General features: G+C 39.6%; 22 protein-coding genes. 9 read left to right on the top strand and 13 right to left on the bottom strand.

The genetic code is table 11. From position 1 onward, the window contains the following. The 5 genes from VB083_RS03750 to VB083_RS03730 are packed head-to-tail and all read right to left on the bottom strand — an operon-like array spanning window position 1 to window position 5,543. Window positions 1-2,328 carry a xanthine dehydrogenase family protein molybdopterin-binding subunit gene (locus VB083_RS03750; protein WP_323401753.1) on the bottom strand — a complete coding sequence of 776 codons (2,328 nt, stop codon included), beginning with the start codon at window positions 2,326-2,328 and terminating at the stop codon, window positions 1-3. Continuing rightward, complete coding sequence (locus VB083_RS03745; protein WP_213690708.1) at window positions 2,321-2,788, bottom strand: (2Fe-2S)-binding protein; 468 nt, start codon at window positions 2,786-2,788, stop codon at window positions 2,321-2,323. Before VB083_RS03745 ends, VB083_RS03750 begins: the two co-directional genes overlap by 8 nt. Then, window positions 2,785-3,597, bottom strand: coding sequence for an FAD binding domain-containing protein (locus VB083_RS03740; RefSeq protein ID WP_213701108.1), 813 nt, complete (start codon window positions 3,595-3,597; stop codon window positions 2,785-2,787). The genes VB083_RS03745 and VB083_RS03740 overlap by 4 nt, the downstream gene beginning before the upstream one ends. A gap of 8 nt (window positions 3,598-3,605) precedes the next feature. Continuing rightward, window positions 3,606-4,439, bottom strand: coding sequence for an XdhC family protein (locus VB083_RS03735; protein ID WP_323401752.1), 834 nt, complete (start codon window positions 4,437-4,439; stop codon window positions 3,606-3,608). A 3-nt stretch (window positions 4,440-4,442) separates the two neighbouring features. Continuing rightward, window positions 4,443-5,543, bottom strand: coding sequence for a DVU_1551 family NTP transferase (locus VB083_RS03730; protein WP_323401751.1), 1,101 nt, complete (start codon window positions 5,541-5,543; stop codon window positions 4,443-4,445). A 172-nt stretch (window positions 5,544-5,715) separates the two neighbouring features. On the opposite strand from VB083_RS03730, the gene VB083_RS03725 reads away from it, so the two are divergent. Continuing rightward, entirely contained in the window at window positions 5,716-6,264 is a 549-nt protein-coding gene (locus tag VB083_RS03725) for a LemA family protein (RefSeq protein ID WP_213690712.1), read from the top strand. Further along, on the top strand, window positions 6,218-8,230 hold the full coding sequence (locus VB083_RS03720) for a DUF2207 domain-containing protein (protein WP_323401750.1): 2,013 nt from the start codon (window positions 6,218-6,220) through the stop codon (window positions 8,228-8,230). Before VB083_RS03725 ends, VB083_RS03720 begins: the two co-directional genes overlap by 47 nt. A gap of 59 nt (window positions 8,231-8,289) precedes the next feature. Here VB083_RS03720 and speB read toward each other — a convergent pair whose 3' ends face one another. Then, window positions 8,290-9,240, bottom strand: coding sequence for an agmatinase (gene speB, locus VB083_RS03715; protein ID WP_213690714.1), 951 nt, complete (start codon window positions 9,238-9,240; stop codon window positions 8,290-8,292). A gap of 132 nt (window positions 9,241-9,372) precedes the next feature. Here speB and VB083_RS03710 point away from each other — a divergent pair, with 132 nt between their 5' ends. Continuing rightward, on the top strand, window positions 9,373-10,269 hold the full coding sequence (locus VB083_RS03710; protein ID WP_323401749.1) for a LysR family transcriptional regulator: 897 nt from the start codon (window positions 9,373-9,375) through the stop codon (window positions 10,267-10,269). Window positions 10,270-10,344: 75 nt separating this feature from the next. Here VB083_RS03710 and VB083_RS03705 read toward each other — a convergent pair whose 3' ends face one another. Genes VB083_RS03705 through VB083_RS03695 form a run of 3 tightly spaced genes read right to left on the bottom strand, consistent with a single transcriptional unit; the run spans window position 10,345 to window position 14,109 of the window. Continuing rightward, the gene (locus VB083_RS03705; RefSeq protein WP_213690727.1) at window positions 10,345-11,427 is read right to left on the bottom strand and encodes an ABC transporter ATP-binding protein; all 1,083 of its coding nucleotides are present in this window, start codon (window positions 11,425-11,427) and stop codon (window positions 10,345-10,347) included. A gap of 14 nt (window positions 11,428-11,441) precedes the next feature. Next, window positions 11,442-13,112: an iron ABC transporter permease gene (locus VB083_RS03700; RefSeq protein WP_323401748.1), complete on the bottom strand. Its 1,671-nt coding sequence runs from the start codon at window positions 13,110-13,112 to the stop codon at window positions 11,442-11,444. After that, window positions 13,096-14,109, bottom strand: coding sequence for an ABC transporter substrate-binding protein (locus tag VB083_RS03695; RefSeq protein WP_213690729.1), 1,014 nt, complete (start codon window positions 14,107-14,109; stop codon window positions 13,096-13,098). The genes VB083_RS03700 and VB083_RS03695 overlap by 17 nt, the downstream gene beginning before the upstream one ends. A gap of 230 nt (window positions 14,110-14,339) precedes the next feature. On the opposite strand from VB083_RS03695, the gene VB083_RS03690 reads away from it, so the two are divergent. From VB083_RS03690 to VB083_RS03665, 6 genes are all read left to right on the top strand, one after another. After that, on the top strand, window positions 14,340-14,930 hold the full coding sequence (locus VB083_RS03690; protein ID WP_323401747.1) for a DUF6305 family protein: 591 nt from the start codon (window positions 14,340-14,342) through the stop codon (window positions 14,928-14,930). Between the two features lie 21 nt (window positions 14,931-14,951). Next, entirely contained in the window at window positions 14,952-16,253 is a 1,302-nt protein-coding gene (locus VB083_RS03685; RefSeq protein WP_323401746.1) for a citrate transporter, read from the top strand. Between the two features lie 198 nt (window positions 16,254-16,451). Next, window positions 16,452-17,660, top strand: coding sequence for a deacylase (locus VB083_RS03680; protein ID WP_307880044.1), 1,209 nt, complete (start codon window positions 16,452-16,454; stop codon window positions 17,658-17,660). 44 nt (window positions 17,661-17,704) lie between these two features. Next, complete coding sequence (locus VB083_RS03675) at window positions 17,705-19,282, top strand: dipeptidase (RefSeq protein WP_213690731.1); 1,578 nt, start codon at window positions 17,705-17,707, stop codon at window positions 19,280-19,282. Between the two features lie 106 nt (window positions 19,283-19,388). Beyond that, window positions 19,389-20,354, top strand: a complete 966-nt coding sequence (pgsW, locus tag VB083_RS03670; protein ID WP_213690732.1) for a poly-gamma-glutamate system protein — start codon at window positions 19,389-19,391, stop codon at window positions 20,352-20,354. 108 nt (window positions 20,355-20,462) lie between these two features. Continuing rightward, window positions 20,463-21,968, top strand: coding sequence for a glutamate synthase-related protein (locus VB083_RS03665; RefSeq protein ID WP_323401745.1), 1,506 nt, complete (start codon window positions 20,463-20,465; stop codon window positions 21,966-21,968). A gap of 270 nt (window positions 21,969-22,238) precedes the next feature. On the opposite strand, the gene VB083_RS03660 is transcribed toward VB083_RS03665, so the two are convergent. From VB083_RS03660 to VB083_RS03645, 4 genes are all read right to left on the bottom strand, one after another. Next, window positions 22,239-23,510: a TRAP transporter large permease gene (locus VB083_RS03660; RefSeq protein ID WP_213699616.1), complete on the bottom strand. Its 1,272-nt coding sequence runs from the start codon at window positions 23,508-23,510 to the stop codon at window positions 22,239-22,241. Window positions 23,511-23,521: 11 nt separating this feature from the next. Continuing rightward, complete coding sequence (locus VB083_RS03655; protein WP_213699615.1) at window positions 23,522-23,995, bottom strand: TRAP transporter small permease; 474 nt, start codon at window positions 23,993-23,995, stop codon at window positions 23,522-23,524. 88 nt (window positions 23,996-24,083) lie between these two features. After that, window positions 24,084-25,070 carry a DctP family TRAP transporter solute-binding subunit gene (locus tag VB083_RS03650; RefSeq protein WP_323401744.1) on the bottom strand — a complete coding sequence of 329 codons (987 nt, stop codon included), beginning with the start codon at window positions 25,068-25,070 and terminating at the stop codon, window positions 24,084-24,086. Window positions 25,071-25,131: 61 nt separating this feature from the next. Next, window positions 25,132-25,932, bottom strand: a complete 801-nt coding sequence (locus VB083_RS03645) for a carbon-nitrogen family hydrolase (RefSeq protein WP_213699613.1) — start codon at window positions 25,930-25,932, stop codon at window positions 25,132-25,134. Window positions 25,933-25,941 lie beyond the last annotated feature (9 nt).

Below are 25,941 nucleotides of genomic sequence, written 5' to 3'. Positions count from 1 at the left end.
TCACCCTCTTCCTGTGGCTTTGAGGGCATTCATAATTTTAGGGGGGGTAAAGGGGAGGTCGAAAAGTCGAATGTTTACCGCATCATAAATAGCATTGGCAATAGCTGGAGCAGGACCATTGATTCCAATTTCCGCTACTGACTTGGCTCCGTAAGGGCCATCTTCATCTGAGGAATTCACAATAATAGTTTGCATTTCAGGAATATCTGCAGCAGTGAAAATTTTGTAATCCCAGAAGGTGGAATTTAGAGCTCTTCCGCTTTTATCAAAACGAAGTTCCTCTGTAAGTGCAAAACTTATGCCGTTCACAACAGCACCTTCAATTTGTCCTTCCACTAATTTGGGATTTAGCGGCTGTCCACAATCGATAGCTGAAACAAATTTAACAACATGAACTTTGCCAGTTTTTTTATCTACTTCTACTTCCGCAAATTGAGCAATAAATGGAGGCGGCGATTGAGGGGAAACATGAGATGCGCCTGATTGAATCTGTATTTGTTTACTAGTATAAAAAGAATGTTGGCCAATTTGTTCGAAAGAGATGCTCTTTCCTGTCTTTTCATTGATAACGCAAGCTTCGTGAAGAGAGAGTTCTTCTTTGGGACAATCTAGCATTAGTGCTCCGTGTTCAATAATCTGTTTGACAATGTCTTGTGCGCAACGAAGCACAGCTCCACCAGAAATATATGTAGTTGAAGATGCATAAGCTCCTACATCGAAAGGTGTCATATCAGTGTCTGACGAAAGAATATGAATATAGTCGAGAGGAACTTGAAGTGTTTCTGCTGCTATTTGAGATAATACTGTATCAGAGCCAGTGCCAATATCGGTAGCTCCCACAAAGAGGAAGAAGGATCCGTCATCATTCATTTTCATATATGCGCTTCCCATATCTATGAGAGGGATGCCGGAACCTTGCATTGCGACAGCAACTCCTACTCCTCTAACAACATCTTTTTGAGTCTCTATTTTTTTATCCCGTTTCTGATACCAACCTATGGCTTTAGCTCCCTTATCGATACACTCAGAGAGTTTGCAACTTTTTACTACTTGTGCAACTCCTTCTTTTCCTTCACCAAGTGCTTCGAAGACAGCAGATGTTTCTTGTTCTTTAATATGCCATTTTTTTATATACTCAAGAATATCTTGATTAGTTTCTCTACAAATTATGTCTAGATGTTGATTGAGAGCAAAATAGCCCTGAGTAGCTCCATATCCTCTATATGCACCTGCGATGGGGAGGTTTGTGTAAACAGATTTGCCCGAAAATTTCATGTTCGGTATTTTGTTCAGAAGAGGAAGCACCTTTGACCCTGCATTTGATAGAACAGTGAGTGCGTGGGGGCCATACGCTCCCGCATTCATTAGGGCATCCATTTCTAATGCCATAATTTGTCCATCTTCTTTAAATCCAGTACGTAGTTTCAGTCTAAAGGGATGTCGCGTTCGGGAAGAAACAAAAACTTCTTTACGGCTCAAAATCAGTTTTGAAGATCTCTTGGTTCGCAAAGTTACCAAAGCGACAAGAGGTTCGAGAAAAACTTCCTGTTTTGTGCCAAATCCCCCTCCAATTCGGGGCTTTATTACTCGGATTCGGCGTATGGGTAGGCCAGTTACGTGACTGACTATACGGCGTGCATGGAAAGGAACCTGGGTAGACGAAACGATGATAAGACGCCCTTTTTCATCGAATGAGGCTTGTGCCGAATGGGGTTCCATGGCGCAATGACTCACATATTGGGTTGTATATGTATGCTCTATGACATGGGCAGATTCTGCGTATCCTTTTTCAATATCCCCATAGGAAAAGTCAGATTGTCCAGCCAGATTTTTTTCTGGGTTATAAGGAGCCAATATAGGAGAAAACGCTTCTTTCCCGTGAATATGAGGCATATTTTCATCCATGGCTTTTTCTGCATCAAAATTTGTTTGGAGGCTACGATACGTTACTCTTATTTTTTTTAAAGCATCTTCGGCTTGCTTTTCTGATTCTGCAACAACTGCTGCTACTCTATCTCCAACATATCTTACTGTTTTATCGAAAATGCGACAATCATAAGGGGAAGGTTCTGGAAATCCTTGCCCTGCCGTTGTAAATAAAGTGTCTGGTGTGTTCATAAATGAAAGAATATCTACAATACCTGGCATCTTAGAAGCTTCTTCAATATCAATGTCGATTATTTCAGCAAAAGCTTCAGTAGAATAAAGTAACCGAATGAAGAGGGGGTTGTTGACTTTCCAATCATCCGTGTAAAGGGCTGAGCCAGTTGCCAAAGATATTCCATCAACTTTATCAAAAGATTTCCCGATGACATTATATTCAGACATTATTTTTCACCTTCTTTGCAGCTAGATGTACTGCTTTCAAAATCTTTACATACCCCGTACATCTACAGTAATTACCGTCAAGGGCGTGTATAATTTCTTCGTCTGAGGGAGAAGGATTTTTTTCCAAAAGGGCATATGTTGCTAAAACCATACCAGGTGTGCAGAAACCGCATTGAACAGCGCCTGCTTCAACAAAAGCTTCCTGTATGGGATGAGGCGAATGGATAGTTCCTAGCCCAGAAACCGTAGTTATTTTTTTATTGTTAACTGTCGCTGCCAATATCTGACATGAGTTTACCGGAACTTCGTCAAGAAGAATTGTGCAACATCCACAACTCCCCTCTTTGCAGCCACAGTGTACTTCCGTATAACCAGAAGACCGTAAAAGGTCTAAAAGAAGAGCGTCTTCTTCAAATTCAAGTTCTCTTTCTTTGCCGTTGATAACGAAAAATTTTTTCATTGGCTCTCCCCCTCCTTTAAAGAACGGAGACCTCTCTCTAGCCAGACCTTTGATATTTCATTGAGGTAGTGAGCCGAGCCTGACTGTTTATCGATAAAGTCTATTTCTGGTAATTCTTGAGCGTAGTCTTCAGGCGTTATTGTATTGATATGGAGCCCCAGAAGTTTTTCTTCTATCTCTTTTGCTTCATAAAAACGAGTTTTGTTTCCAGTAAAGATGATGCGAGCTTTTTCTATAGAGCCTTCAGAAATTTTGAGGATGATTGTTAATGTGAACGAAGGATAGTCAAAGGAAACACGCGTTTCCCTATAATAGAAATTCAGAGTTTTTATCGCAGGTACAATAATATGTGTAATAAGGCATTTATTTTGTTGTGAAAAGGTAGATATAAATTCAGATAAGGAAAAAGTCCGTTTTTGTGGCCATGCTACAGCTATTCTGGCATCAAGAGCTACGAGTGGGCCAAGTAAATCTGACCACGGTGGTAAAAAAGCAAGACTTCCTCCTATTGTTATTCTATTTCTGAGAGGCGTGGATGCAGCAAGAGCAAGTGCTTTTCCCAATACATTTTCAGGATCAATTTGAAGCAAAGCATCGCTTGCTTGAGCATATGTACATTGTGAACCAATAATAACTGTACTATCCTCTCTTTTAATAGTATTAAATGGGAGAGAAGACATATCGATCAAACCGTTGATTCCTTGTAAGCCACGTCGAAGAAGTCCCGTTCCTCCTCCATGAAGAAAAACTTCTTCTTGAGATAGCAGTTGCATAGCTTCTTCAATAGAAGTTGGATAAAACCATTTCATGGCTGCCATCATCTCCTTTTTACTTCGTTTATCTCAGTTTCCTTATGCCATAAACGCAGCTTATTAATAGGGGCGTTTCTGTAAATTGCAATAATTTCAGCCATGATGGAGATCGCTATCTCCGATGGGGTCTCTGCTTTGATAGAAAGGCCAATTGGCGTATATATTGAGTCAAGATACGAAGGTGATATTCCCTGTGCAACTAATTCTTGTCGCAGCTGCGTTACCTTTTTGGTCGATCCTATTACTCCTAGATATGCTGTGTTTTGATTTTCGAGTAACTTGATTGCTTCACCATCAAGAGCGTGACCTCTCGTTACAACTACAACAAAGGGAGGAGGTAAAAACGGAAGCCGTTTATGAATAGCATCGTCGAGAGAAGAACAGACAATTTGTATTTCTGAATTTTCCGTTTGTGGCAAAAATTCTAATCTATCGTCCCATAATGTCACTTTAAATCCACAAAAGGTAGCTATTTGTGCCAATGCTTTTCCTACATGGCCAGCACCTAAAATAATGAGATGAGGTTTTCCTGTCAGGTACTCCATAAAGACGGTTGCTTCTCCGCCGCATATAGCATCGTCAGGATTTTTCGCTTCAAATTTTTCAGAGTAGAGGGCTGTTTTTTCAGTTTCATTAAATAGAACCAGCGCTCTTTTTATAACTCTATGTTCAAATATTCCTCCTCCGATAGTTCCTAAAATATTCCCATTTGGAAAGACAAACATGCGAGTTCCTGGTTTTTGTGGTGTTGATCCTTTGCTTTCTATGATGGTGCATAAAACGCCCTCTTCGCCCCGCTCTATTTGTTCGTAGATCTCTTTTAATATATAGGCAGTCATTCTTTATTCTCCTACATCAAGATTTCCATCTGTCAGTTTCTCGAATTCATTTTGTATATCGAGAGCTTTATGGAGACGCCTTAAGCCCTGTTTTGATGCCTGTCCTCCCTTCCATTTGCTCAATACGTCGTCGATCCTTTCTTGAAGAGATACAATATTGAAATCTTTTACTATCTTATCGGCCAGATAGAGAATTTTAGTTTCAGTTGTGGCATCTTCAGGAATGTCCATATGGTTTTTTACTAACTCTGCTACGGCATCAAATCCCCAATTTTTAAGGAAAAAATAGCCTGCATTGGCGTGATGTGGCGATGTTCTGCAGATGTCATGCAAAAGAGCTGCTTTATCTACCAAAAGGAAATGACACGGATGAAAGGAAGAGACGGAAAGCGCTATATGACGGGCTACTTTCTGAACGACGCGGCAATGGCGAATGACTTTCTCGGGAGTTCGTGCAATGGAGAAGAGTTCTTCACACTCTTCTTCTGTAGGTATGGTGTGCGTATTCCAAGCATGAAGAGCTTTACGATAATCTTCAGGAGTGTCTATATCATAAAGAATAAATTGATCAGGAACAGAAAGCAACGAAGTAGAAGTATATCTTCTTAAAAATCCAGCCAGTCCGTCTTCGCCTGACCATGACAAGATATACGGAAGAAGATGCTTTGATAAGAGGGGCGGATGTCCTTTCTTCCCTTTAAAGACAGGAGTTAAGACAGGCATAGACGTGTCCCAATGGTGTAAGAGAGAGTGAATTGTACTAGATCGTACAAGAGGAATATCGCATGGATGAACAAAAAAAGCGGATACTTCAGAAGGAAGAGTCTGTACGCCACAAATAACGGAACTGAACATGCCGCCGGTGTCGTGATTTTTGTTATATGCTATTTTACAATGCAGATACCGGCACTCACGTTCAACTAGCTCTCTATAGGCTCCTGTAACAACAATAATATGAGAAACACCAGCATTTATATATGTTGTAACAAGATGGCTTAACAAGCTTTGCTTATTTATAGAGAGTAAAGGTTTACATTGCCCCATTCGAGTTGAAGATCCTGCTGCTAAAATAATCGCTGCAAATACAGGGACTTTCTTAGGCATGCATCCCCTCCTGAAAGGTTTAAATTTACTTATCATTATACGTAGCCATTAGGGGGAACTCAATAGCACAATTCTGCCTTTTTATTAAATTGCATCTTGTAAGAGGATGTTATAAGAAAAAATTTTTGAGGTAAAATAAATACATTTCAGCGACAGAGGAGGAATAAAGACAATGCCCATATTTATTATTCTTGCTGTTATTGCTGCATTAATTTTCTGGGCTATATCGATTTATAACCATCTTGTTCGTATGGTTAATTTGAAAGATGAGGCTTGGAGTGGTATTGACGTTCAGCTCAAACGTAGATTTGATCTCATTCCTAATCTTGTCGAAACTGTAAAAGGTTATGCTGCTCATGAAAAAGAGGTTTTTCAACGTGTTACCGAGGCTCGTTCAGCAATTACGAAAGCACACTCTTTACAAGAGCGTGCCGATTCTGAAAATATGCTATCTGGCGCTTTGAAATCTCTCTTTGCTGTAGCTGAAAATTACCCGGCGTTACAGGCTAATTCTAATTTTCTTCAACTTCAGGAAGAGCTTTCCTCTCTTGAGAATGACATACAAATGTCTCGTCGCTACTATAACGGCGCTGCGAGAGATTTTAATATTGCCATATCGACTTTTCCGGCTGTGCTCATAGCCCGAAATTTTGGTTATGAGAAGGCAGACTACTTTGAAGCAACAGAAGAAGCACGTACGACACCACATGTCTCTTTTTAACTTTATGCTATATCGAAAAAAACTTTCTTTTCTTCTTTTCGTATTGCCAATTTTGATCTTCATCCTTCCTTCTTATGTGCAAGCGGAAGAAAAAATTATTATGTTCTCTTCTCAAGCTAAAGTGAATGTTGATTCTTCCCTTGAAGTGAGAGAAGACATTACCGTGAATGTTGAAGGCGAACAAATACGCAGGGGGATTTTTCGCGATTTCCCCACGATATACAAAGACTCTTCAGGACGAACTGTACAGGTAGGTTTTTCGGTACAAGAAGCTTTACTTAATGGTAGAAAGATTCCTTACAAGGTAGAGTCTCGCTCTAATGGGGTTCGTATCTATCTTGGAGATCCAGAAAAGTTCGTTTCTTTAGGAGAGCAAACATATACTTTAGTCTATATAACTACAGGGCAGATAGGTTTTTTTGAAGAACATGACGAATTGTATTGGAATGTTACAGGTAATGCCTGGGACTTCCCAATAGAGAAGGTGAAATTCTCTGTTTCTATTCCTGAGAAAAGCCCTTTTTTGTCAATAGATATTTATACGGGGTTGCAGGGAGCAAAGGGAAGAAATGCCCAAGTATTTTCCGATAGTACAGTAGAAACAACAAAACCTCTTGCTCCAAAAGAAGGCCTCACTGTGGCCTATACGTGGCCGAAAGGGATTATAAATCAGCCTGAAAACCCACTGAGATATACGTTTTTTGAAAAGTTTGGTATGTGGTTCCTTTTCGGTACTCCTTTTCTCCTCTTGATTTATTATGTGATGATTTGGTCCCGTTGGGGAAAAGATCCTTATCGTAAACCTGTTATTCCTCTATTTTACCCTTCAAAAGACGTAAGCCCAGGTTTCTTACGGTATGTAGAACGTATGGGAATGGATAATGTTTGTTTTACTGCTGAAATACTTAACCTCGCTGTAAAAAAATTTATTGTTATTGAGGAATTGACGCTAGAAGAAGCAATGGAACGTCTCGGACAACTTCAAGAAAATGCTCTTCTAAGGGGAGTTGTTTCTTTTTCTTCTAGGTTGGCAGGGATAAAATATTGTTTAAAGCGAATGTATAGCGAGACCGATGGGAAGATTCCCTATAAAACCGAAGAAGAAGAGATTCTTATGTCTACTCTTTTTGATAATGGAAGAGATGAATTATTATTGCGTCAGGATAATCATAAAATTCTTAGTAATGCTAAGGACAAGTTAGAGAAACATTATCGGCAAAAAGCGAAACCTCTCTTTTCCAAAAACACGCTGCCATGGGCAAGTGGACTTTTGATCCCCATATTTATATGCCTGCTTCTGCGATGGGGAGGGCAAATTGACATGTCTCTTTTCTTATTGATTATGACGGGTCTAGTCTTATTTTTGGGCACCTTTTTCCTTTCTATTTGGAGGGCTTCCCGAGAAAGTGGCAGGATTCTGAAGAAAATATTTTCTTTTATTTTTGTTGTTATATTCGGGATAGGTTTTGTTGGCAGTTTTGTTATAGGAATGTCTGTGTGTGAATGGTATATGCTTCTCCCTCCCTTGATGACTGCTGTACTTGTAATTGTTTTCCGTAAACTTATGAAGGTGAGAACAGAAAAGGGTAACATTGTTCTTTCTGAGGCAGAAGGACTTGCCATGTATATGAAAACAGCGGAACGACATCGTTTGGAGATGTTTAATCCTCCAGAAGAGACACCTGAAGTATTTGAGAGTCTACTCCCCTATGCTTTTGCTTTGGATACCGCTGAAACCTGGGCGAATAAATTTGCAGATATTTTAGCCGAAAATGATTACCACCCAGTATGGTATTCAGGGAAAAATGCTTTTAGTTTTTACTCTGGAGATGCCTTGACAGGAATAACCTCTTCTATTTCTGATTCAATAGCCTCTGCGTCAACTGCTCCAGGATCGTCGAGTGGAAGAGGTGGCAGCGGTTCCTCTGGAGGCGGAGGCGGTGGCGGTGGTGGAGGCGGATGGTGACGTTCAGCTAGAAGTAAAGTAAGACCATCCAGTGTTATTACAGCACCGGATGGTCTATATTATTTTGTTTCTTTTTGATATGCCAGAATTGATAAGAATTCATATACAACATTGGCCGCCATATAAGTAGTTAATTCACCAAAGTCATAACATGGTGCTACTTCCACAAGGTCCATTCCCACAAAATTCAAGTCTTTTAATTGCCGTACCATATGTAACGATTCATACGAAGTGAAACCACCAACCTCTGGTGTGCCAGTTCCAGGTGCATAGGCAGGGTCTACAAAATCAATATCGAAAGTAAGAAATACAGGAGTATCCCCAATCCGTTCTAAGGCTATTTCTATCACTTTATCAATTCCGATTTCTCGTATTTTATGGGCAGGAATCAATTTCATACCAAGTTCAGCGGCAATTTTGTGCTCGTTGGGGTCATAGAGCGATCCTCTCATTCCCAGCTGGATAGAGTGTGCGGCGTCAATAAGCCCTTCTTCCAAAGCTCGACGAAAAGGGGTTCCATGATTATATTTTTCACCGAATACCGTGTCGCATAAATCAGAATGGGAATCAAAATGGATGATTGCTACAGGTCCATGTTTTTTTGCCACCGCACGTAGTTCTGCTAATGTTATGGAATGGTCACCGCCCAGAACTACTGGCATAGCATTATCATTGATGATGTTCTGAACACCTTTCTCTATCTGCATATATGTAGGGTGAATATATCCTGGTACGATATTAAAGTCACCAATATCGCCACCTTTAAGGCTATTCATAATATTAACCTGTAATATTACATTGTTAGGTTTCATCATGGCCGAAATTGCACGGATTCCCGAAGGTCCAAAGCGTGCTCCTGATCGATATGAGCTAGCAGTATCGAAGGGGGCACCCGCTATTACAAAATCCAATCCTTTAGCTGTCTCTACCTTTGGCATACGCATAAAAGTTCCCGTATTGCAAAAGCGAGGAGACGATAAAGCACTGTCTGGTTGATTGTTTTCTAGCATTTATTATCCCTCCTATAATCCATATAGATTCATTGTTTGCATCATACTATGAAGCACGTGTGGGTAGTTATTTAAATACTTGATACCCTATATGTATTTTCATATAATCACATATGAAGGAGGAGATAGTAAATGAACCTTCAATACCTTGCTTATGTGGTAGAAATTTATCGTTGCGGCTCGATTAATAAAGCAGCACAAAATCTATGTATGTCTCAACCGAATTTGAGTACCGTGATTCGGAATTTTGAAAGCGAACTAGGATTTCAAATTTTTATGCGAAAGAATTCAGGAATAGAGATTACGCCTGAAGGCAGGATGTTGTTGCTTAGCGCTGAATTAATTTTAAGTGAAGTCGAAAAGATAAAACGAATCCCAAACGCTTTTTTAGAGAATCGTAATCTTTCCGTTTCTTGCACATATTCTTCTGCTTTGATGCAAAGTTTTCTTGATTTTAAAAAAAATAGTCCCGCTGGAAAAATACAGGATGCTTTTAAAGAAACAGGATTAATACAAACAATGCGAGATGTGGTGGAACAAAAATATCGTCTATCTATTATGTATTGTTTTAATAGTATGTATTCCAAACATAAAATAGATGCAAACAAATATAATCTTAAGATGGAGCTTATAGGAAAAGATATTCCTGTAGTAGCCATAGTTTCTTGCCGAAACCCTTTATCAAAAAAGGAAAATATTAATATAGATGAACTCCAGCATTTTCCTTTTGCTACATATGAAAATTTTGATTTTGACGATTGGTTAGGCCCTTTGGGCATTCAAAACAGTGGCAATATATTGTTTGTTTTCGACCGTGGTGGTCTTGTGGATACAGTGAGAAACAGTAATTATATTTCCATTGTAATTCCTGGAGTCCTCCCAAATGGATGTGCCTATCTTCCTATAGTCGGGACTGATTTAAAACTTGGAGTGTATCTATTATCTCCTAAATCGTATCAGCTTAATTTAAGAGAAAAACAACTGATAAAACACCTCAAAAGATCAATCCAGTTCATGATCAAAATTTGATTTTCTATTTCGGAAATAAAGTAGCTTCTTATTATATCTTGTAAAAGAAGCTAGCTATGCTAAAAATAAGGAAATTTAAAACGGCAAAGCTGTAATGTCTCTCGGATCAATATAAATACCAACACGGTCTCCTTCGGAAAAAGCTTTTGTTTCGTGGGAGTAAGGGATAAAAGCATGAATAAGATGCCCCGGTTCCAACTCTATTTCATATTCCATCTTATCTCCTACAAATACACAACTCCGAACAATTCCGTGAACAGTTGAATTTGCAGTCGGTTCCAAACGTATAGATTCTGGTCGTACAACGAGTGCAATCTCTTCTCCGATACTAAAATGCGTATGCATAGGATTCTGTATGGTAAGGTAATTCCCATATGTAAGAACATCCAAACTTTCATCATGAAAACTTTGTACTTTGCTATTAAAGATGTTGGCTTGCCCTATAAAATCAGCTACAAACAAAGTTTGGGGATGAGCATAAAGATCAAAAGGTGTTGCTACCTGTTCTATTCGACCTTTGTTAAGTACGACAATACGATCTGCAATAGTCAGTGCTTCTTTTTGGTCGTGAGTAACGTAAATACACGTTATTCCCAATTGCTTTTGTAGGCGCCTAATTTCAGTTCGCATATAGGTGCGAAGTTTAGCGTCAAGGTTGGAAAGTGGCTCGTCCATGAGAAGAAGATTAGGGTTAATGGCAAAAACTCGGGCTAAAGCTACTCGTTGCTGCTCTCCCCCTGAGAGTTGATTCGGAAAACGATTTTCAACGTTTTTTAGCCCTACCAGAGCCAGAACTTCAGCTACCTTATCGGTTATTTTCCTGTGAGTAGCACCTCGTACTTTGAGACCATAGCTTACATTATCAAAAACATTCATATGAGGGAAAAGAGCATAATTTTGAAAAACGAAACCAATATCTCGTTTGTTTGCGTCTATAGACGTGACATTTTTCCCATCAAAGTATATGTGTCCCTCTGTTGGAGTCTCAAAGCCAGCTATCATTCGTAGAATTGTTGTCTTCCCGCAACCAGATGGCCCCAAGAAAGTAACGAGTTCTCCCGCATTAATGTCTAAATGAATGTTATCGACAGCTTTAAAGCTTTCTTTCCCTTTTGTGAAAATCTTAGTTAGGTGCTGTAGTGATATGGATAGAGACATCTTTATGGCCTCCTCTATCTAGCTCGCATGTAATTAGGGTATATCAATCGGAACATAAGGGCTATAATCCCCATCGCTGCAAAAACGATCAAAACCAAAACAACCGAAAAAGCAGCGGCCTGCGCAAAAAGGAGTTCTGTAATGCACTCCAAAATACGTACTGTCAATAAACTCCATCGCACAGAGACTAAAAAGATGATAGCACTTACAGCTGTCATAGAAACAACAAAAAGATATCGCATGCCAGTTGTTACGGCAGGAGCAATAAGAGGAAGTGTCACTCTGAAAAATGTTGTTGCGCGAGAGGCTCCCAAGCTAAGTGAAGCTTCTTCAATAGACGTATCTATTTGTTGCATTGACGCAACTATTGCCCGTATCCCCGCGGCATCGTAACGAAAAGCACAAAGTGCAACAATAATAAACATAGTGCCTGTGAGTACGAGAGGTCCTGAATTGAAAGCAACAACATATGCTATACCTACGACTGTCCCTGGCAAAACATAGTTTAGCAGAGAAGTAAATTCTAGAGTTTTACGCCATGGAAGGTCTGGGCGACTGACTAAATAGCCTATACATATGCCTATTACACTGCCCAAAAAGGTTGAAGTTACTGCTATGAGTAGTGTGTCTTTTATTGCTTCTTTCCCAACAGTAAAAACGTAGACATAGTTTTCAAGAGTAAATGAATTATCAACTCCCCATACCTTTACGAGGGATCCGAAGAAAATCATTGAGTAGAGGAAAATTATAAAGAGCGAAATAATAGATATAAGAAGTAAGATGAGCGTTTCAAGTACAGTTCCTGCTCCTCGTGCAGATCCCCGACCTCCTGATTTGCCTGTTACTGTTACATAGCTGCGTTTTTCAATCCAGTAATGTTGAAGAAGATAGACTAAAAGTGCAGGTATGAGCAAGATAAATGAAAGAGTTGCTCCTCCTTGAAGATCATACATCCCAGTAATTTGAAGATAAGCTTGCGTTGTAAGAACGGGAAATGTGTGCCCCGCCATAACAAGGGGTGTAGCAAAATCTGCTAGAGAACAGCCAAAAAGAAGTAAAAAAGCATTAGCAATACCAGGTGCGCTCAACGGCAATGTAATGGTATGAAATGTACGCCATCTAGAGCTTCCCATACTCATAGCTGCATCTTCAAGATTTTGATCGATTGCGTTAAGAACAGCGGCAAGTGTCAGAAAGGCTATAGGAAAATATGTGAGGGTTTCCGCAAGCCATGTTCCCCAAAATCCGTAAATATTGAAATCTGGAATCCCTAATAGCTTTAAAAGTAGCCCATTGGGGCCTATTGCCAAAGTTAAAGCGATACTACTGGTAAATGGAGGTGAAACAAAGGGTAAAACGACTATGGCTCCAATAAACCACTTCACAATTCGTGGCAAAGATATCCGTGTTTCCGCAAAAGCAAAAATAAAACCCAAGAAGGTTCCACTAATAGCAACTGATGTTGCCAAAATAAGGCTATCCAAAAGTGCTTTCCTGTTATACCAATTTGTGAAAACTTCACTTAAATTGCTTAGTGTAAAACTTCCTTCGACAATAAAAACGATATAAAGAAGCCGCATAAGCGGATACAAAACGAAAAGGCCCAATAGGGCCCATAATACAACTAAGACAGCTATGAGCGATCTATCAAGCCTTTTCGTGTTGTTGCTACTTAAGTACTTCATTGATCCAACGTTCTACTAAGCGTTCACGATTTTCTCCAGCCCATTTAATGTCCAGTGGTAATACATTGACCTTAGACATGTCGAGCCCAGGGTTAGAAATCTTTACATTAGGATTACTAGGAATTAGATTTATTTGGCTCTCTTCGTAAATTCGTTGCATTCGTTCAGTAGATGCCCAATCTAAAAACTTTTTAGCAAGATCCGGATGTTTAGCTCCAGAAACCAAAGCCATAGCTTCAATACCTGCAACAACACCATCTACGGGATAACTAATTACTATGTCATATCCTTTTTGCTGCATCTCCAGCGCATCAACGAGAAAGAAGATTCCTCCTGCTGCTTGTCCTCTTGCTATTGGTAAAGCGCCGCCTGCCCCACTTTTGGTGTAGACTTGAACATTTTTGTTTAAGTCTCTTTGATAGGAATATGCCTCATCTTCTCCCATGGCTTCAACAAGACTGAGAATACGATACATTGCTGTTCCCGACGTTCGTGCATCGGCCATTTGCAATTGACTCTTATAGGCTGGATTCAACAAATCTTTCCACGATGTTGGAGCTTCCAGACCATGATCTTTTAAAAATTTAGCGTTGAACATAAAACAGATAGGATCAATAGCTACTCCTGTCCAATAACCATTTTTATCTCTGAACTTTTCTGGTATCTGATTGCTTCCTTCTGGCATATATGGTTCGAAAAGCCCTTTGGGGATTCCATTAATGAAAGCCTCAGCCATATTTCCAAATACAACGTCAACTTGAGGGTTCTTTTTTTCTGCTTCAAGACGTGCTTGTACTTCTCCTGAAGAAAATCTCATCCAATTTACTTTGATGCCAGTTTCTTCGGTAAAGGCGCTAAAAACAGCATTCGCATAACGCTCTGACCATATTGTATATGCATTAAGTTCAGGTTGAGCAGCAAAAGAAATGCCCCCTAAAAGGATGGAACTTAATAGAGTAAGAAACAAAACTTTACTCCCGAATTTAAACGTAGTCATATTTTGCACACTCCCTCTTTATTATTTCACCGAATTATCTCGCCGAACAAATTAAATATACTCGTTATTTGTAGTTATAACTATAACCAGATTGGCTCTAAATCGTATGTAATCTGGCCCTATTGAAAAGAATGTAGTATACAGCTTGACACGGTTATTAAGTTTTCATACACTGAAACAGAAGCAGTTAAATCGAAATATTTTAAATTTTGAAAGGGGAGAAAATCTGGATGAAAAAAGTTATAATCTGCCTTTGTATTCTTTCTCTCTTCCTCTCTCTATCCCCCATTTCATCGAATGCAGCTGTTACTGGTGACGCTCCAATGAAGGGAAATGTTCCTCTTTTAATTACTAATGCTGGGCAGGGTCCTGGCGGAAAAATGGGAAGGCTTTTAGTAACAAGGTCTAAAGCTGTTACAGATTTTAAATATCTCTCTGAACCATGGCCAGAAGATATTAAGGCTGGCGGATTTAAAACGATAATGGTGATTATAGGTTCTTCGGCTAAGGGATTGGGCGCTTCTGGTATAACAATTGATGAGGAAATAACCAGACTTGATAAAATAATGGAATCAGCAAAGGCCGATGGACTTCAAATCATAGCTTGCCACATTGAGGGAAACACTCGAAGAGGTAAGCCTGGAAGTGCTGATGAGCGATCTATAGATGCAATAGCTCCTTTTGCACATGCATTTATTGTAAAGAAAGATAGTAACGAAGACGGTCGTTTTACTGAATTAGCCAAAACAAACGGAGTTCCTTTAACAATTATTGACGAAACCCTGGATTTTATGAAAGTTGTCCAGGAAATGTATCAGTAAACAATAGTAGGCATCTATAATATGTCTATGTATGCTGAAACATCCATTGTACTGGCTGTCATGGTTGTTGTGTTTGCCCTGTGCAGCTGGAAGTTGAAGTCGCCTGAAATTTCTATGGTTATCACTGCTATTGCAGGGGCTTTTGCTGGGAAATTAGGCTTTCCAGTTCGCCTTCTTGTAGAAGGAACCTTCACTTATTTTGATGTAGGTCTTATCTTCGTAACAGCGTCTATTTTTGTTAACTTTTATTCTGATACTGGTGCGATGAATGCTCTGGTCAGAAAAATGGTCGATCGATTTTACGATACCAAGTGGGTTCTTTTCTCTATTCTAGCAGTGATCATGCTCATTCCAGGCGCTTTAACTGGTGCTGGAAGTGTTTCTATGTTTGTTGTCGGCGGGATGATAGCTACTGTTCTCCATTATATGGGGATCACTTCTGTTAAAACTACTGCATTTATTTACGTAACATCAATGCTGGCAGCTGTAGCTCCTCCCATTAATTTATGGGCCATGCTCATGGCGGCCCAAGCTAATATGCCCTATGTAGGTTTTACGATTCCCCTATTGGTTCCCATACTATTTATTACTGCCTTTGCCGTTATTTTTCTTCTTCGTGGAGGAACTCCTCAACCTAAAGCTAAGGTGCTTTCTGAATTACCTCCTATAGTTGACGGAATGAACTGGTTCAGAATAATTTTCCCCATGGGGACTTTCCTTGTTATTGTCCTTTTATCAAAATATGCTGCTTTTAATATGCCAACAGTAGGATTGCCTTTAAATTTTCTTATATGTGGTGGAATTTCTATCCTTTGCGATCCTCAGAAAAAGCCATTTTCCCATTGGTATGAAGTCCTTGTTAATACAATCGAACAGGTCTTCCCCCTTTTGGCAACAGTTATTAGCGTCGGGGTTTTGGTTAATATAATGACAGCAACTGGTGTGAGAGGCCTTATTGCCATAACTTTTGTAACTTTGCCAGTTACCTTTATATATCTTACTGCTATATTTTTCTTGCCGATGGCACAAGGTTCACTAAGTTATGGAAGCGCCATTATTTTAGGAACACCTCTTATTTTCCTTTTCAATTCTATCGGATTCAATGTAACAATTGTTGCTGCCGCTCTTAGCTTAATATTTCCTCTGGGGGATTGTATGCCTCCCTCCAGAATTTCGGGAAGAGTTGCTATTGAGGTTTCAGGTTATGAGGGAAGCTATATGTCTTTCCTACGGGCTATTGCCATCCCTGCTCTTTTCATGGGAATTACCGCTCTCATAATTCTAATGAATGCTAACTTTTTTAGCTTCCTTGTAATGAGATAAGGAGGGATTGATTTGCTAACTTTTTTAAATTCCATAATACATTCCATTTATTACCTCATTGCAGCTTTCCTCGGATTGTTACTACTTAGAAGTCTTTTTTTCAGAAAGACACGGAGAAGCATTATTTATGACATCGTTTATGCTTACACCTTGATACCCTTTCTCCTAAGGGTTTTACATATAAAGTAGGTGGGCATCGTGAGTATAGAAAAGTTATCTCAAAAAGAAATTATCAAAAAAATAATAATACTCGGTGTCGCTCTTCTTGTTGCTTTTCTCGGCGCGAGAGAATTTCTTGATCTACGAAATTTCCAAGAAACCATCGTAGTGTCAAATGATTTTACAAAAAAAGTAATGTTGAGCGATTATTTTGAAGGAATTAAAGATACCCCTGTAGATACTCCGGTTTACATTTTCGATTCTGGAGTTTCTGGTGGGACCCTCGTCTTTTTGGGAGGAACCCATCCTTACGAACCAGCAACAACACAATCTGCTTATGTAGCTATGGAAAACATTGAAATTGAAAAAGGGAGAGCTTTTATCATTCCTCATGCAAATATGAGTGCATCATATGTGGGAATGCTTGGTAATGCATACCCTAAGTTTTTCCATATTGAAACGGCATTTGGTCCCAAAAGATTTCGAATAGGAGATCGTTCAACGGACCCTCTCCATCAATGGCCAGATCCTTTTACGTACGTACACTATCCTTCAAAGCAAAATTTAGCCTATACAGATGCCAGGAACCTCAACAGAACCTTCCCTGGCAGACCAGACGGCAATCTAACTGAAAAACTTGCTTTCGCCATTATGGAGCTTATACGAAAGGAAAAAGCAGATCTCTTTTGTGATACACACGAAGCATCTCTCATGTATCCAGTTGTGAGCACCTATGTTGCTCATGACAACGCAATGGATATTGCAATGATGGCCTCTATGGAATTGAGTGCCAGAGATTTTCCTATGAAATGCGAGGCAAGTCCTAAGAAACTTCGTGGGCTTACCCATAGAGAGGTTGGAGATTTTTCTCCAGTACCAGAAGAAAATTACGAAGGGGTTCTTGCCGTACTGATGGAAACACAGGAACCTTTTATTGATCGTGTTGCAGGCAAAATAACTGAAGAACTCATGCTTGAAGGAAAAGATGAGTTTTTGCAGACTGCTTCAGAACACGGGCTGCTTTTCTGTGCTCCTGAATATGACATTGAGCGAGGAGCTCCGATGAAATACAGAGTTGGAAGACATCTGTCAAGTATTTTAGAACTCGTTCGACAAATGAATGATTTCTATCCAGAAAAAGAAATTATTCTAAGTTGGCCAGATTTTAACGATCTTATGGAAAATGATGTTGGACATTACTATCACGACCCTTCAAGAGCGGATCCACAAAAGGTGTTTTTAAATTAACAAAATCAAATAAAAGTGGCTCATAACAAAGGGGAGGTAAAAGAATGGAGAAAAGAAAAAGATTACTATCGGTTTTTGTAGCTTTTGCTCTCGTTCTTCTCGTGGCATCTGTTTCCTTCGCGTGTACCATTGTTGCTGTAGGTAATAAGGCATCTATTGATGGAACGGCAATGATCACTCACAACGATGACTCGACAAGTGCCAACTTCAAACTTTGGATTATTCCTGAAAAAGACTGGCCCGCAGGATCTGTTCGTAAAATAATTATGAACGATCATGGATATGAGCCAGGCGAAGTTATGGGAGAAATGCCACAGGCTAAACATACTTATCGTTATTTCAAATCTCGTTATTCTTTCATGAACGAAATGGGTTTAGCTATGGGAGAATCAACATTTGGAACAGATAACCCAGAAGTTGAAAGAGTTATGGAGACTGAAAGCGACGGAATAATCGACTGCTGGTTTGCTCAGGATATTGCCCTTGAACGAGCTAAAACAGCGCGAGAAGCTGTCAGAATTATGGGCGACCTTGTTGAAAAATATGGATGGGCTGGCCCTGGTGAAACGATTAATATAACTGATGGCGATGAGGTATGGATTGCAGAATTTTACGGACGCGATGTTTGGTGCGCAGTTCGTATGCCAGATGATATGTTCTTTGTTGCTGCTAACCGTGCTCGTCTTCGTGACATAGACATTACCGATAAGAAAAATGTCATGCACTCCCCCAATATCGTATCTTTTGGCGTAAAGATGAAATGGATTAAGCCTACGGAAGTCAATGTAAAAAAATTCAGCCCAGCTGAAGTATATGCTCCTTATTGGGAACGACTCTACTCCACACGAAGAGTATGGAGAGCCCAGGAACTTGTAACTCCTTCTCTGAAACAGAGTCCAAGCGAGCACAATTACCCTCTCTTTGTAAAACCCGACAAGAAGCTCTCTGTTCACGATATCTTTAAACTTAAGGGCGACTATTATCAGGGAACAAAATATGATCTTACAAAAGGGCCGGCAGCTGGTCCCTGGGGGAACCCTATTCGCCATGCTAATAAGGGAAAAGGTGATTGGGAACGATCAATTAACATGCATAGAACGTGCTACATCCATATAGGACAGGTTCATCCTGGAATGCCAAGTAGATTAAAGGGCATTAGCTGGTTTGGATACGGTGCTCCTGATACGACGTACATTACCCCACTTTGGCCCATTATGACAAAACTCCCCAAATTTTATGAAGTAGGTTCTAGATTTGAGGATTTCCGAAGAGATTCTGGCTGGTGGGTTAATTCCTACGTTCAGGAAATGGCAACACTTCGTTATTGCGAAGCAATTAAAGAAATTTATGATTTCCGTGATCCTAAACTTAAGTATCAATATAGTGAAACTGCACAAGTTCAAAGAGATGCGGCAAAACTTTGGAATGCTGGCAAAAAGACACAAGCAATACAGCATATAACAGATTTTGCTTATAATAGGGCTGTTCGCTGGAACCAGGATTGGCTTAAACTTGGTGATCATTTACTTGGAAACTATGCCCTTGGATATCGTAACTTTAAAACAACTGGATATCCTGAAGAATGGAACAACTTCATTGGGTATGGTCCTCTTAAGAGATAGGCCTAAAATACGTACATTTTGTTAACAGTTTGTATCCTTATGGCTGCGGCGATTATGCTGCAGCCAATTTTATACTTTATTTTTTATCAAGGAAGAATGGGTATATATGAAAAAACTAGACGTGCGTTTTCATATTCTTGCTTTTATTTTACTTTTTGTTGCCCTTCAAGGGTTTTTTAAGCCAGGATTGCACAATAAACAGATTGAAGCAGCTGAAATTATGAAAAATTCTTTGTCTGTTATCAAAGAAAAGCGTCTTTCAATGAATATTCCTATAGATCATGTTTTAGATCCTAATATGACAGGCATTATAGGGGAAGAATTTACGCCCCTTACAACGACTCTTGGGGAAGTTGAAGATAAGCGCAGCTCTGCTAATCCTGATTTCGCCGCTATGATGGTAACATACTTAAATCAAGCAGGCTTAAAAAAGGGAGATATTGTTTGTATTGGTGCTAGTGGCTCATTCCCCGCACTTATACTCGCAACTCTTTCTGCTGCGCAGGCGCTGGATCTTCATCCATTAGTTATATATTCTATAGGGGCTTCAATGTATGGAGCCAACCTCCCACAGTTCACATTTTTAGATATGTTAAAAGAGATATCGAAACGGGGAATACTTCCTTTTAGTATTGTTGCTGTCTCTATGGGGGGGCATAATGATCTGGCTGAAGGAATGTTCTTCCCTGAAGCTCAAAAAGAAATACTGGAAATAGCTAAGCGATCAAGGCTCTATCTTATTAGTGAGCAAAAAATGGATGAAAGCATAAAGAGGAGACTTTCTATTTATAAAGAGGCTTCGAAAGGGGAAACTATTCAATGTTTTGTAAATATAGGCGGCGCGTCAGCTAATTTTGGAGATGGTGACGATTCGGTATCATTTCCGAATGGACTTGTACAAGATATTCCTTCTCTACCCAATGGGCCGCGTAAGGGGCTTATTTTTTACTTTATAGACAAAGGCATACCTGTAATTCATCTTCTAAATGTAAAGAAATTAGCACAAATGAACGGAATCCCTTATGACCCGGTTCCTTTTCCCAAAATTGGAACCTCGCAGGTCTTTAGATAAGAATATGATGGTGACTCTAAGAAACATGTCGTATAAATCAAGTGGTAAAATAATTCTAACAAAACAAAGTACATGTAGGGGGTAAAAATTTTTAAAGGAGGTCTTTCTATGTCATTTTCACCAAGTTTAAGTTCAGGCTTTACCGCAGCGAAAAACAGAAGTACGTATATTTCTCCTCAGTCAGGAATGTGCTCTTTGTGTACCGAAAAATGCCCGGGAACTTGCGAGATTGGTCAGGCAGCAGTTCTTGGAAAGATGTCAGTTTACCCTACAACCACAGGTCCTAATCAGATTGCTTCGGAAAAGGACTATCCGATAGATTTCTCTCATTTCAACATAAACGGTCGTGCTTTTGGTGCTATAGGAACGGAGGGCGATTATGAACATGCAGAGATATTTAACGTTAATCTGGCTTCTGAATATGGTAATGACAATAAAATAAAGCTTGATTTGCCTATTATTTTGCCTGCTTTGGTGAAAATGAACTGGATTGATTATTTTGGTGGTGCTGCTATGGCAGGAGTTACCTGCATGGTAGGAGAAGATGCAAGGAATAAAGACCCTGAACTAAAAATAGAGAACGGTAAAATTACGTCATTCCCTATGCTTCAAAAAATACATGATAGTTTTTATAAATATTACCGAGGTATAGGACAGATGGTGCTTCAATGCAACGTCGATGACCATCTTATGGGGGTTCCTGAGATAGCTTTGAATAAATATGGCTTTGAGGCTCTGGAATTTAAGTTCGGTCAGGGGGCCAAGGGAACTCAACCGGTTAACAGGATTAAGGATTATGACGAAGCCGTAAAAAAAGTTGAGTGCGGAGCTCTTGTGTTCCCCAATCCATTTGATCCTAAAATAATAGAACTTAAGGAAAAAGGTTGTTGTCCTAATTTTTACACTTATGGAAGACTTCCGATGTGGACGGAAGAATCAATGGCAAAACGCATTTCTGAACTACGTGCGATGGGAATGAAAAACGTCTACTTCAAGATGGCTGGTTTCGATCCGTCTGATGTGGAACGTGTAATCAATATGGCGGTAGAAAACGGAGTTGACATGATAACGTTTGATGGTGCAGGTGGCGGTTCAGGCTATAGCCCATCGAAGATGATGAATGAATGGTCTCTCCCAACGATACTGCTTGAAAAAGTTGTTGTGGATATTTGTGCAAAACTACAAAAACAGGGCAAGGTTCTTCCTGCAATGGTGATGACTGGTGGTTTTGCTAGTGAAGATCAGATATTCAAGTCTCTTGCATACGGAGACGGATTTATTAACGCTATAGGTGTCTGCCGTGCCTCAATGGCAGCTGCCATGACAGGGAAGACAATCGGAGACGAGATAGAGGCAGGTAGAACGCCTGAATTTTTCAAGAAATTTGGCAATACGATAGATGAGGTTTTTCATGATCTGGCAGATCTCAGGGGAATATATGGCAAGGACGCCGATAGCTTTTCTACAGGAGCAATTGGAGTTTTCTCCTATCTCAATAAATTGGCATTTGGTCTGAGGCATTTTGCGGCTTTGAATCGTAAGTTTGACGTAAAATATCTGGACAAAAGCGACCTAATTCCGCTTACTTACTATGCAAGCGATCTTATGGGTTAATTAGATTTATGTAAAGAGAGCGATTGCAAAGCAGCTAGCAGAGATTTTTCTGCTGGCTGCTTTTGGTTTTGTGCCCAGCATAGGCGTTATCTCTACTGTGAAAGTCTGAATAGGGCTTGGCGAGCGCGTACCATGGCTAAGAGAGAGCACGTCGAAACGCTGAGTTCATCGATAGAATTCCTTTATGATTCGATTACTTTTCCTAAAATTGGAACATTGTAGGTATTTAAAAGAAAATATTGGGGGAAATTTTCCCCCAAGAATAATTATTTATAACCCTAATAGCTCAGGAAGCCAGGTTATAGTAGCTGGGACGTAGGTGATTAAAGCTAAAAGAATCAAGAGTGGAATAAGTAAAATACAAAGATCTTTAATCATTTCTCGTATCGATATTTTTGCAATGCCGCATGCCACAAAAATACATACACCTAAAGGCGGTGTGCACATGCCAATTGTTAAGTTTACAGCTACAACGACACCGAAATGAATAAGGTCGATATTGAAAGCTTTTACTACGGGTAGAAATAGAGGTACAAATATAGTCAAAGCGCTTGTAGTGTCTATAAATGTTCCGGCAATAAGCAAAACTATATTAATAACAAAAAGAGCCGCCCATTTACTATGTACAAGTGACATAAGAGCTGAAGCGACTTCTTGTGGGACCATTTTTACAGTCATAAACCATATAAAAAGATTTGCTGTCATAAGAACGGTTAAGATAATGCCGTTCATGATGGCTGCATTTACAAAAGCTTGCCATATCTTTTTCCATGAAAGCTCTTTATAAACTAAGCCTCCTACAAAAAGTGCATATGCAACTGCTACTGCTGCTGATTCTGTTGGTGTGAAGATCCCTCCAATGATTCCACCAATAATAATAATCGGCATAAATAGAGCTAAAATAGCATCTTTAAGTCCAGCTCGACGTTCAGCAGCTGTTGCTTTTTTCGATTGTCCTTGATAGCCTCTTTTTTTACTGATAATCCAGTTAGAGAGCATAAGAAAGGCACCCATTAGAAGGCCGGGAACAATCCCTCCCATAAACAATTTTGCGATAGATGCACTAACTATAACACCATAAACAACTAGGGGAATACTTGGGGGTATGATGGGGCCAATTGAGCCTGCCGTAGCAACAAGAGCTGCTGAATATGCAGGAGAATAATTTTTCTTTACCATTTCGGCAATCAAAATTCCACCTATAGCGGCTGTAGCTGCGATAGCTGATCCAGTAACAGCTGCGAAAATCATAGATGCCACAATCGTGACCATTCCAAGACCACCGGGCCAATGTCCTACGAGCGATTCTGAGAAAGCGGTAAGCCTTTTTGATATTCCACCGGCAGCCATTAAGTCTCCCGCCAGAATAAAAAGGGGGATAGCTATAAAAGCAAAATTATCTACGCCAGTAAACATCCTTTGCACAATAACTTCTAAGGGCAAGGATGTTCCAAAAAGGCCGACAAGAGTGACAAAACCTAGCGAGAAGGAGATAGGGATTCCCACTAGAAATATGGCAAAAAGTCCAAGAATCCAGCCCATAATTACTCCTCCTAAGCTTGAGTAGCGTGCTTGAGTAAGCCGCTTATAATTTTAAAAGTATCAAAAATGAGAAAAATGAGCATACAAAAGACTGTGACTGGAATAACTGCATAAACATAGCTCATAGGAAACATGAGATACGGTGTATACTGATCGGCGTTTGCTTGCATAAATGGAATACTATAGCGAAGTAGACATGATAAAAAAATAAAGATTACAATATTTGAAATCATATCAAAGTATGGGCGAGCTTTTTTAGGAAAAACCTGTAAAAGAACGTCTATGTTGAGATGTGATTTCTTAAAAAGTCCTACGGCCATTCCGAAGAAAACTGAATAGACAAAAAAAATACGAATAACATCTGTGGCCCATGGCATCGGCATTTGAAATACGTATCTTTGAATAACCTGTCCGAAGGTGACGATAAAAAGTATCGTAAGGCTTAGACCGGTTAGAGTAGAAAAGAGCTGTTCTATCTTTTTCAATACAAGTCACCTCTCTAATACGGCGAGAAATCTATATCTTAACGAAGTGGGAACTTCTTCCCACTTCGCTAATTTGTTATAGAAACATTTAATTTACTTCCGCTACTGCCTCTTTTATTTTTTTAATAAGTTCTACTGGAACATTATCGAGAACTTTATAAAGACCCGACGTTGCTTCGGCGAAAGCCTCTTTGTCAGGATTTTCTACAACCTCTACCCCAGCTTTGCGTATGAAATCTAGCCGCTGTTGGTCCATTTCAAATAGTTTATCTCTTTGATATTGGGCTGCGTCTTGTGCCGCTTGTCTAATTATGTCCTGATGTTCTAGAGAAAGAGATTTAAACCATTTTGGATTGGCAACTACAACTGCAGCTTCATAAGTGTGTCCATCGAGAGTGAGATATTTTTGTACTTCATAATATTTCATGGAGTAAATTGTTGCTATTGGGTTTTCCTGACCATCAACCATTTTCTGTTGCAAAGCACTATAAAGTTCGCCAAAAGAAATAGGAGTAGGAATTCCACCGAGCATCTTTATAAACTCCATCCAGCTCTTTGATTCCTGCACACGAATCTTTAAACCTTTAATATCTTCTGGTTTTACTATTGGTTTAATGTTGTTCGTAAAATTTCTGAATCCAACCTCCCAGAAAGCAAGGTTCTGGAAACCTTTAGTTAGCATAAGATTACTTAGTTCCTTTCCTACCTTGCCATCAAGAACGGTATAAACTTGCTTTCTTGTCTGGAAAAGGTAAGGAATTCCCATAACCTGGAATTCTGGAACAAAACTAGGAAGGGCTCCTCCTGCTGCTACAGAAATTATCTCTATTGTTCCCATACGAACTCCTTCGAGGAGCTCTCGTTCACTTCCACCTAATTGTCCCTGCGGAAATATATTAACTTTAATCTCGCCATTAGATCTTTCTTCCACTAATTTTTTAAACTGTTCAGCACCAATTTGATACTGATGTTCAAGACTTCCACCATGAGCAAACTTCAATTCAACTGCCGCTATAGAAGTACTTGAGAAAACAAACAAGAACACTACTGATAATAATGCTGCGAGTTTTTTCACTTTTGGTACCCCCTTTGTAAGATTGATGTGTATTTAATAACAGGCGTATGTTTACCCCCTATTATTCCTTTTGCTTCAAATAAAGCTCAGGAACTCTATCTTTGAAGATTGGCATATAGCTTCGTATTTCCTTCACTTTTTCAGTATCAATTGTTATAAATCCTGATTCTTCTCCACATCCGGCTTGATACAAAATTTTTCCCCATGGATCAACAACCATAGAGGCACCACCAAAAAGCGTTTCTTTTGATGTGCCAACTCTGTTGCATGCAACGATATACATTTGGTTTTCGATAGCTCTTGTTTTGAGAATATTTTTCCAATGATCTATTCGTGCAGTTGGCCATTCTGCACTGACAAAGAGTATCTCAGAACCATTAATGGCATAAGTACGGAGCCATTCACAAAAACGAATGTCGTAACAGATTACACATCCCGCTTTTGCTCCTTCTATAGAAAAATAACATGGTTTTTTACCAGATACTAAATACTTGTCTTCATCCATAAGTCCAATGAGATGAACTTTGTCATAATAGGTAACAAGCTTTCCGTTAGGAGAAATGACTTGGGCTCGATTTACAAAATTTTCACCACTTTTGGCTAAAACAGAACCACCAACAAACCAGATATTGTACTTTTGGGCTAAATCTCCAAGAAAATGGACTGAATTTTCGCCCTCTGGGTCTGCTAGTTCGCTTGTTTGCTCTAAAGCGTAACCTACGTCCCAAATTTCAGGTAAGACAATGGCTGTCGGTATTTCTGATGGGGTCATAACTCTTTCGAGCCATTTTTCTACATTGTTGCGATTGGCTACTCTATCCCCTATTTTTATGTCAAGTTGTAATAACCCTACTCTGAGCATCAGCATCTC

Source organism: Aminobacterium sp. (genome assembly GCF_034926885.1).
GTDB lineage: Bacteria > Synergistota > Synergistia > Synergistales > Aminobacteriaceae > Aminobacterium.
The sequence above is the reverse complement of the archived record's forward strand: the minus strand, read 5'-3'. Positions and strand labels throughout refer to the sequence as shown.

Excerpts from the sequence above, each read along its gene's own strand:
- VB083_RS03750 (WP_323401753.1), bottom strand. The coding sequence starts at position 2,328 with ATGTCTGAATATAATGTCATCGGGAAATCTTTTGATAAAGTTGATGGA.
- VB083_RS03745 (WP_213690708.1), bottom strand. The coding sequence starts at position 2,788 with ATGAAAAAATTTTTCGTTATCAACGGCAAAGAAAGAGAACTTGAATTT.
- VB083_RS03740 (WP_213701108.1), bottom strand. The coding sequence starts at position 3,597 with ATGAAATGGTTTTATCCAACTTCTATTGAAGAAGCTATGCAACTGCTA.
- VB083_RS03735 (WP_323401752.1), bottom strand. The coding sequence starts at position 4,439 with ATGACTGCCTATATATTAAAAGAGATCTACGAACAAATAGAGCGGGGC.
- VB083_RS03730 (WP_323401751.1), bottom strand. The coding sequence starts at position 5,543 with ATGCCTAAGAAAGTCCCTGTATTTGCAGCGATTATTTTAGCAGCAGGA.
- VB083_RS03725 (WP_213690712.1), top strand. The coding sequence starts at position 5,716 with ATGCCCATATTTATTATTCTTGCTGTTATTGCTGCATTAATTTTCTGG.
- speB (WP_213690714.1), bottom strand. The coding sequence starts at position 9,240 with ATGCTAGAAAACAATCAACCAGACAGTGCTTTATCGTCTCCTCGCTTT.
- VB083_RS03710 (WP_323401749.1), top strand. The coding sequence starts at position 9,373 with ATGAACCTTCAATACCTTGCTTATGTGGTAGAAATTTATCGTTGCGGC.
- VB083_RS03705 (WP_213690727.1), bottom strand. The coding sequence starts at position 11,427 with ATGTCTCTATCCATATCACTACAGCACCTAACTAAGATTTTCACAAAA.
- VB083_RS03700 (WP_323401748.1), bottom strand. The coding sequence starts at position 13,112 with ATGAAGTACTTAAGTAGCAACAACACGAAAAGGCTTGATAGATCGCTC.
- VB083_RS03695 (WP_213690729.1), bottom strand. The coding sequence starts at position 14,109 with ATGACTACGTTTAAATTCGGGAGTAAAGTTTTGTTTCTTACTCTATTA.
- VB083_RS03690 (WP_323401747.1), top strand. The coding sequence starts at position 14,340 with ATGAAAAAAGTTATAATCTGCCTTTGTATTCTTTCTCTCTTCCTCTCT.
- VB083_RS03685 (WP_323401746.1), top strand. The coding sequence starts at position 14,952 with ATGTCTATGTATGCTGAAACATCCATTGTACTGGCTGTCATGGTTGTT.
- VB083_RS03675 (WP_213690731.1), top strand. The coding sequence starts at position 17,705 with ATGGAGAAAAGAAAAAGATTACTATCGGTTTTTGTAGCTTTTGCTCTC.
- pgsW (WP_213690732.1), top strand. The coding sequence starts at position 19,389 with ATGAAAAAACTAGACGTGCGTTTTCATATTCTTGCTTTTATTTTACTT.
- VB083_RS03665 (WP_323401745.1), top strand. The coding sequence starts at position 20,463 with ATGTCATTTTCACCAAGTTTAAGTTCAGGCTTTACCGCAGCGAAAAAC.
- VB083_RS03660 (WP_213699616.1), bottom strand. The coding sequence starts at position 23,510 with ATGGGCTGGATTCTTGGACTTTTTGCCATATTTCTAGTGGGAATCCCT.
- VB083_RS03645 (WP_213699613.1), bottom strand. The coding sequence starts at position 25,932 with ATGCTCAGAGTAGGGTTATTACAACTTGACATAAAAATAGGGGATAGA.